Below are 7,898 nucleotides of genomic sequence, written 5' to 3'. Positions count from 1 at the left end.
CGGCATCGACGCTGTCCGCCCAGCGTGCCACGTGCCGGTCAGCCTTGCCGGCCCGCACCTTGCGCAGTTCCGAAACCACATTGGTATCGAGAAGATACATCAGGAGAGATCCGCCGCCCGAGCAAGTTCAGACTCTCTGCCGGGTTCGAAGTCGATATCCTCGACACCCGGCATGTCCAGCAGATCGGCAATTTTTCGCTGACTCCCCGCCAGGCGCCGATACTCTTCGATGCTCAGGAGAACATGCTCCGGCCGGCCACGGTCGGTAATAAAAACCGGCCCGAACCTGGCCGCCTTTTTCGCCTCCCCGGCATGCTGATTGAATTCCCGACTCGTCAACGTCGTGATCGCCATCGTCACCTCCAGCTCTGCGTTATTGTAGATACGTTACTACACTATAAGCCGGTGCGCAACATCGGCAACAGGGTCGGGGTCGGGGTCGGGGTCGGGAGCGGAAGCCGGCGCGGGGTCAAAACCGACAGGACCCGATTTCACGTAGGGGCCGAGACGCATGCAATGCGTCTCTACGGTTATCGGTGAATGGTTGTTCGCACCGGTAGAGACGCATTGCATGCGTCTCGGGTTTCAGCATCGTATGCGTCTCGGTTGCAGCGTTGCATCCGTCTCGGGTTGCTGTATGCCCTTTATGCCCCATCTTTGACCTCGAACCTCTCCAGGACCGCCGCGATGCTGCGGCGGCTCTCGTTGAACCGCTCGATCATGGCGCGACCGGAGTCTTCGGTCATCTGCTTGGTGCGGATCTGCTGTTCCAGGTCATCAATCTGCCGGGAGAGCGCGTCGTGGTCGCGCTTGAGAGTCGCCACCAGCAGGCGCATATCGCCGATCATCTGGTTGAACTTGTCCGCCAGCTCCTGAAGATCATCCCCCCTGCGCAGACGAATGCAGGTCGACAGGTCGCCGGCGATCACGCTGTCGAGATCCTTCTTGATCCGGTACACCGGCCCCGCCACCCGATGGGAAATGAAGATACTGAGAACCCCCATGATCACGATGACGATCCCCAGGGGTTTCCAGACGTTGGCGTGCAGAGTCAACAACGTGCGCGCCGCCGCGGTCTGCTCTGGCAGCGGCAGATCGGAGCCCAGCGGCACCATGTACGGAATGAAAATGATCAGGGCGAACAGCAGGGTGTACACCAGCAGCAGAATCACGGTCAGCAAGATGTACTTGGTCTGATATTTTTTGTCGATGAAGTATTTCCTGCGGCGGAAGCGGCCCATGATCAGTCCTGGATAATGGTGATTTCCGGCACCATTTTCAAAAGAGTGCGCTGGCGGTTGTTGGCCCGAGCAAACAGGGTGTACCCCAGACCGGCGGAATTGTAGGAGTCGACGGCAAACAGATCGTCGCTAAGCTGGAGAGCAAACTGATTGTCGAACACCGTGCGACCGAGATCATCTTCGCCAGTGCTGAAATCGATATCCGCCGGGTAGCCTCCGTAGTCGATGTGAAAATTTTCGAGAGTCAGCCGCAAGGTTTCCAGGGTACTGACCGCAACGGTCAGCCGGGCCTTGTTGACATAATTGCCGTACGCGAAAATAGAGATGCTGATCAGAACGCCGAGAATAACCAGAACCACCAGAAGTTCAACCATCGTGAACCCCTTGTCGCAGCCGGACCTGGTTTGAGCGGGACGCCGTTGAAATGGGAGGGTTGCATGGCGCAAGGTCGGGGTGATCCTTATGTCCGGCGAGAGGGCGCCCATTCTATCCGCAGGAGGCGGGTACGTCTGGTGGCTCATTCAGGGTGGATCGTCCGGTCAATCTTGCCAGACCCGACGTTCTGACTGAAAGGGTCAACAGAGTGACGTTTTTTGTTACACACCAGAGGTTTCCGTATGAAATGCAAGCGCAAAGAAGCCACCGGATTTTTAAGCATGATAAGCACGCTCAGTATCAAGAACGGTTAGTAAATTAACTGGCCATTTTTAAAGACAAAAACCCCATCCAGATATTGGCCAGCAGGGAGAACTTCCGCATTATTTTCGTCCAAAACGGCCTGATCCGTCTGCGCAACAATAATTCGCTCATCCGGACTGCGTTTGGTACGGAAGGTTAAGAAAAACTGATCATTCAGCGTCGCAACGTCGGGAGAATCGAAGGAATCGACACAACCGCCAATCATTCTTTCCTTGAGTCGGTCGACGCTCAGGATATCGATATAAACTTGTTTGTCATTGTCGGTATCGGCAGTAGTCCTGGCTAGGAGAGGGTAAAATGTGCACTTATTAAAGGCCGGCGCATCGTCTTTCATGGGATAGCCACCGGACCCATCAGGGTCTTCCATATAATAAACCATCATCCCGCGATAGACGGACCGACCGTCGGAAATTACGGAGGCACGCTGCGCCCTGGCCGTATAGCCATAATAGTTAGGGATCGCAACAGCCGCCAAGATGCCGAGGATCGCAACAGTCACAAGTAACTCTAGCAGTGTGAAGCCTTTTTGGCTGGCCTGTTTCATGTAAGACTCCGCTTGGAAAAATCTTCACAGTGAAAGGTACAATCCGTAAGGTGAAAATTTAGTTTGCAAGAGATGGGCCACAGCCAACGGCAAAAAAATTCAGTCAATTTGGTTTACGCAACCTTTCCGACAGTTTACGAGCCGCTTCTCGATAATGTGATGTTTCAGATGCGCGCAGATAAGCGCTCTCGAAAAGAGTCTGTGCCTTTTCCATTTCACCAAGGGACAGATACTCCTTTGCCAATTGATAGTCAAGAAAAGGGTCTTTACTTCTCTGCCTGAGTTGTTCAAGCAACCGAACGTTTTCTCTAAGAACAGCAATCTTTGCTTCTTCGGGCAAACCCATGCCAAGGCGTTTATGATTAAGAGAGATAATTTCCTCAGCCAAAGCCATAAATTGTTTCCCGGGCTCTTCGAGAGCCGTGACTAAAATTTTATGAGCCTCCTCAAGGCGACCTTCCGCACCCAATCGTTTGGCCAGACTCAGATCATCACCAACATACCCCCCCCCCGCAACACTGGTAAGCATGATCTCTCGCAGCAATGCCTTCCCCTCTTCAATGCGTCCCATTGCGAGATACTGATTGGCAAGATCCTTCCGTGCTGGAACAAATTTGGGAGAATGAGTAACGGTATTTTCAAGTAAGGCAATCCGATCCCCCCATAACAGGGTTCGCTGCACCGTCAACCCCGCCCCAACAAGCACAAAGCAGAAAGTGGCTATTTGAAAAACATCGATGAAACGCCTATTCTGGCAAGTACCGGCCCAGGCACACCAGCCGAGAACAAAAAAAACGGCCGGCATGTACAAATAGCGCTCGGCCAGCAGGGTCCAAGCCATCCTACCGAACACGACCAGCAACGCGGCCGACCCGGTAAACAAGCCCCCCCAAAACAGAGCTGCGGACAAATGCCCCTGCCAAACCCGGCGCAACAGCCAGCCGCAGAGCAGTACCACAAAGAAACCCACCAGCAGATAAAGATCGCTTATTTCGATGATTGCAAAATTCAACGGGTAAGGAACAAACAGCTTCTTGACATAAAAACCACTCACCTTCACAACCACCCGCAACTGATCCAGCCAGTCCAGCACCCCCTGTTGCTCGGCCGCCGCCTTGAAGACGGTTTTTACCCCCGTATCGCGCCCGGACAGGGCCGCCTGGCGAAACAGCAGATAGGCCAGGGCAGCGCCACACCAGAGCAGACAGCCGGGCAGCATGCGGCGCAGTGCTGCAACAGGATTTCCGGTTGTGTTCCGCCAGTGAACATAGAGAATAAACACCGCCCCTCCGAAGAAAAACAGAGCAGTCTCCTTGGACAAACAGCCAAGCAAAGCGACGGCTACCGCAGGTAGTAACCGCCAAGTGCCGGTGCCGGACAAAGCCCAGAGCAGCAAGCAGACCGAAAGCAGTACAAAGGTGGTGGCCAGCAGATCGAAGCGGCCGGAAATCCAGCAGACCGCCTCGGTGGTGATCGGATGCAGGGCGAAGGCCACCGCTATCAGCAACGGCAGCCAGTTTGGCAGGTGGGTTGCGTTGCGACACAGCCGACGGGCCAGGGCAAACACCAGGGAGGAGTTCAGCAGGTGGATCAGAACGTTCTCCACGTGCATGATCAGCGCGGAGGCATCCCACAAGATTTGGCTCAGATAAAAGCTTGAAGAAACGACAGGCCGATAGTAGTAGCCACCACTGCGCAGGAACAGGCGAGTGAAATCAAGAGATTCCAGGTTAGCCAGGCGATTGACCAAACGAACGTCATCAACGGGACTCAATCCTCCGAAAATTGCAGGATAAAAAACGCCTAGCACAATCAGGACCAATAGCAGCCACTGGAAAGGCAGGCGCAGGGTCATGCGCTGGCCTGTTGGACAATGTCGAGGAAGAACTGCTCAAGATCGCGGCGCAGAGGTTCAACAAGTTCCACGGAACCTCTGGAAGTCGTTATCTCCGCCACTTGTCGGGCCAAGGCCGAGGTTTCTACCTGGAATTCCACTTCGCCTCCCCCCGCCACACAGATCCGGGCGCCCGGCAGGCAGTCAAGCCCCTCGCCCCGGGCCAACACCCGGTAGCCTGTTACGCCTTGACGCATAATTTCTTCCACGGGGCAATCAATTTGAATCTGACCACCGACAATAATGGCCAGTCGGTCACAGACTTTTTCCACATCGGCAGTAATGTGGGTACTGAAGAAAACGGTCTTGCCGGCCTGTTTCAATTCAGCAATCAGGTCCTTGACCAGAGCCCGCCCCTGGGGATCGAGGCCGCTCATGGGTTCGTCGAGAACATAGATGTCGGGGTCGTGAAGCAACGTCTGGGCCAACCCAAGGCGCTGCACCATCCCTTTGCTGTAACCACGAATTGGACGACCAGCCGCAGAATCCAAGGATAGCCGCTCCAGAACTTGGCCTATCGCGGCCCGTCTCTCGACACCGGACATGCCAAAACTGCGTGCCACGAATTCAAGATATTCGCGCCCACTCAGAAAATCGTACAGGGCCGGGTTTTCCGGGAGGTAACCAACATTCCTTCGTGACCCGACATCGTGGGACAGTCGATTGCAGAGAAGAGCCCGGCCTTCTGTCGGCGTGACCAGACCCATCAGAATTTTGATGCAGGTACTTTTCCCAGCGCCATTCGGACCCAGGAATCCGAAGACCTCCCCCGGCATCACAGAGAGAGACACCTGATTCAGAGCTTGCACTTTACGCCAGCGCTTGCCTCGGTACACTTTGGACAGTTGTTCAACATTGATGGGAATCATAGGGGCTAAAAAGTATCAGTGTTCGGAGGTTGAATCAGTTATTGGACGGTCGTCTCCATGGGACCGGGCACCATTGAAAATTGACTGGTGGTTCTCACTTTGCCATCCGCATCCAGATAGAATTCCCCACCATAGGGGTCGGTCGGAATGTCATGCAAAACCTTCGCCTCCAGTAAGACGTTCAAGGATACCGGATGTTCCTGATATTGCGCCTCATACCGCCCTATCGCCTCCTCGATAGACCTGATTGCTCGGAAAGCCTCAATCCGAAGCGAGTAAATAGATTTGACCTTCTCACTTTTGGCACCTTCAGCCATGGTTTCCAGAAAAACCAAACCGAGCTCAGCCTCACCGGCTTCGTGAAAAAATCGCGCCGCAAGTCGGCTGAACAAAGAATTTCCGGAAATTTCCGCTGCGGACTGCATCAACCGGGCCGCGGCACTATAGTCCTTCAGGAAATAGGCGGCGTTGAATCCGGCGTAAAAGGGCAGCCAATAATCCCATGTACGATACTGCATCCCATAGTTAAGCATCCTGTTGACGTCTTTGGCTCGACCGATTTCCCAAGTAAAAGCAGCTTGGGAAAAATAATAAGCGTCCATGTTGTATGGATCAAGTTTAACAGCATATTCCAGGTGCTGGAACATGCTGTAATATTCCGGAGCCTTCTGCAACCGGTTAGCGTTACTTTCAAAAAAAGCTCCAAAGTAGAACATGACCCGGAGCACAGAACGAAAAGAAAGCGCCACCAGATGTTCGCCGGCCAAGGATTTCACCAGACCGGCCTGGGGTACCGGCCCAAGTTTAATCACAGTGGGCCTCTGCCGCATGAAGTCCGCCTGATAATGGGTTGAAGCGGCCAGAGAAGCCAGCAGCAACAAACCGACCAGATACCTTATCACGGCAATTCTCTGCAGTTAAAAATAACAACCGCCAGCCAGACAACAACGAGCGTATAGGACAGCCCGTAAAAAATCGTCATCAGAAATTGGCCAATTTCAATCGGCAGACCATAGGCCGCATGCACGTGGAAATCAAAGCTGGAAAAGTTTGGGCACAGATAATAAACCAGAGAGGAGAGCGCCCTGGCAATCCAAGACAGCTTGTCTCCCAGGGATCCGGTCAGGTAATCATACACTTCCTGGCTGGCAGAGCCCGCCAGGTAAACGGCAATGGTACAGAAGAAAGGAAGACTGAACGAGGTACTGATTGCTGAAAACAACAGGGCAATAGCCGCCAGAAGAACCGATTGAATGGCCACTCCGGCAAAAGCATAGACCAAGACCGACCAGACAATCGGTTGCGCTCCGGGGTATGTCGATGCGGCCACTGCAATGACAACCGCGGAACAGAGCGCCAGAAACAACAAGCAGGCGACCAGAAAAAACGCCAGACCCGCAAACCTGGCCACGATATACTGGCCCCGAGTCAGCGGCAGGCTCAACACAGAATGAGTGTAGCGACGGTCAACATCGCGAAACACGGAAGACGCTCCCAACTGGGTGGCCAGAACCAGCATAATCAGGGACAACGCAGTAAAAGCCAGGCCGACGGCGCTCTCTTGAACCTGTCGCATGGAAAAACTGCTGAAAACCGGCACCAGCAGAATCAACAAGGCGCCAACCCCCAACACAGCATAAAGCACGCGATCGCGCAGGATCGATCGAAGTGTGACAAAGACCAAAGGCCAGGAAAACCACATACCCATCAACCTAAAACAACTGCGGGATGCACGAAGGCACCCCGCAGTTGACGAGAATTTTACCCGAACGACAGATTACAGGGTTGTCCATCCAGAAAAGGAGCTGCTATCGGAGGCGGTCACATCGGTAAGGTTCGTCACGTTCAGCTCAAAGGGGTTGGAATAAATCTTGGTGCTGTCGGAGGAACTGCCGAACTGCTTGCTGCCGCTGTTGTGCGCGGTCACTGCGGCAAAGGACGTGTCGCTGGAAACAACATTGGCGGTCACATTGTTCGACAGAACAGAAATCACATCGCCTGCGGCAGGCTCACCGCCAGGGACCACGATGGGCGCGTCAGTTGAGTTGTACTCCCCGGCGAAGGCAGGGGCAGCAAACATTACAAGGGCAAGTGCCAGAACGATAAATTTTTTCATGAGATTACTCCTTAGCTGTTGATCGAAATGTTTGAACGTTAGCCAAAAACCTTACATCCCGGAAGGATACTGCTGGTTGTCGGCATAGTAGGCTTCCATACCGGTCTTCAGATTCTTCAGGTCAGACTGGGCAGCAGAATTGTAGGCCTTCTGCCGATAAGAAGCGAACTGCGGGATGGCAATGGCTGCCAGGATACCGATGATCGCGACAACGATCAACAGCTCGATCAAGGTGAAACCCTTCTCGGATTTACGGAATTTCTTCAGCATAATACTTCTCCTTTCGTGAATGAGATGCCCGAATTGGGCGCCATTTGAATGCGTTGCAATCTATGGTTTTCAAGACTGATGCCAACAACACCTAATCAGTGAAACAACCTGCCAAACAAGCCTTCCACAAGGGAAATCCCCATCATATTGCCTCAAACTGACGAGGACATTTCTGCCGGAATCGGCCCAGCAACGTCAATACTTCTGACAAAAATCGTCACCAGCTGGGGTACTTCTTTTCTTCGGCGTAGTAGGCTTCCATACC

The 7,898-nt window shown here is 53.6% G+C and carries 9 protein-coding genes and 1 pseudogene; all 10 read right to left on the bottom strand.

Annotated features, from left to right (window positions below):
• Positions 1-99: 99 nt before the first annotated feature.
• On the bottom strand, positions 100-354 hold the full coding sequence (locus RQ738_RS12645; protein WP_314165623.1) for a type II toxin-antitoxin system Phd/YefM family antitoxin: 255 nt from the start codon (positions 352-354) through the stop codon (positions 100-102).
• Positions 355-644: 290 nt separating this feature from the next.
• The gene (locus RQ738_RS12640) at positions 645-1,241 is read right to left on the bottom strand and encodes a methyl-accepting chemotaxis protein (RefSeq protein WP_314165622.1); all 597 of its coding nucleotides are present in this window, start codon (positions 1,239-1,241) and stop codon (positions 645-647) included.
• 2 nt (positions 1,242-1,243) lie between these two features.
• Positions 1,244-1,726 carry a prepilin-type N-terminal cleavage/methylation domain-containing protein gene (locus RQ738_RS12635; RefSeq protein ID WP_314165625.1) on the bottom strand — a complete coding sequence of 161 codons (483 nt, stop codon included), beginning with the start codon at positions 1,724-1,726 and terminating at the stop codon, positions 1,244-1,246.
• A gap of 200 nt (positions 1,727-1,926) precedes the next feature.
• Entirely contained in the window at positions 1,927-2,484 is a 558-nt protein-coding gene (locus RQ738_RS12630; RefSeq protein ID WP_314165620.1) for a type II secretion system protein, read from the bottom strand.
• A gap of 103 nt (positions 2,485-2,587) precedes the next feature.
• Positions 2,588-4,339: a hypothetical protein gene (locus RQ738_RS12625; RefSeq protein WP_314165619.1), complete on the bottom strand. Its 1,752-nt coding sequence runs from the start codon at positions 4,337-4,339 to the stop codon at positions 2,588-2,590.
• Complete coding sequence (locus RQ738_RS12620) at positions 4,336-5,247, bottom strand: ABC transporter ATP-binding protein (RefSeq protein ID WP_314165618.1); 912 nt, start codon at positions 5,245-5,247, stop codon at positions 4,336-4,338. The genes RQ738_RS12625 and RQ738_RS12620 overlap by 4 nt, the downstream gene beginning before the upstream one ends.
• A 38-nt stretch (positions 5,248-5,285) precedes the next feature.
• Positions 5,286-6,128, bottom strand: a complete 843-nt coding sequence (locus tag RQ738_RS12615; RefSeq protein ID WP_314165616.1) for a hypothetical protein — start codon at positions 6,126-6,128, stop codon at positions 5,286-5,288.
• Between the two features lie 17 nt (positions 6,129-6,145).
• On the bottom strand, positions 6,146-6,955 hold the full coding sequence (locus tag RQ738_RS12610) for an ABC transporter permease (RefSeq protein ID WP_314165615.1): 810 nt from the start codon (positions 6,953-6,955) through the stop codon (positions 6,146-6,148).
• A gap of 69 nt (positions 6,956-7,024) precedes the next feature.
• The gene (locus RQ738_RS12605) at positions 7,025-7,363 is read right to left on the bottom strand and encodes a hypothetical protein (protein ID WP_314165614.1); all 339 of its coding nucleotides are present in this window, start codon (positions 7,361-7,363) and stop codon (positions 7,025-7,027) included.
• A 161-nt stretch (positions 7,364-7,524) separates the two neighbouring features.
• A pseudogene (locus tag RQ738_RS13780) lies at positions 7,525-7,633 on the bottom strand (prepilin-type N-terminal cleavage/methylation domain-containing protein); the annotation flags it as partial.
• Positions 7,634-7,898 lie beyond the last annotated feature (265 nt).

This window comes from Sulfuriflexus sp. (assembly GCF_032250955.1).
Classification (GTDB): Bacteria; Pseudomonadota; Gammaproteobacteria; order AKS1; family AKS1; genus Sulfuriflexus.
Note: the sequence above shows the minus strand (reverse complement) of the source record. Positions and strands in the feature narration are given on the sequence as shown.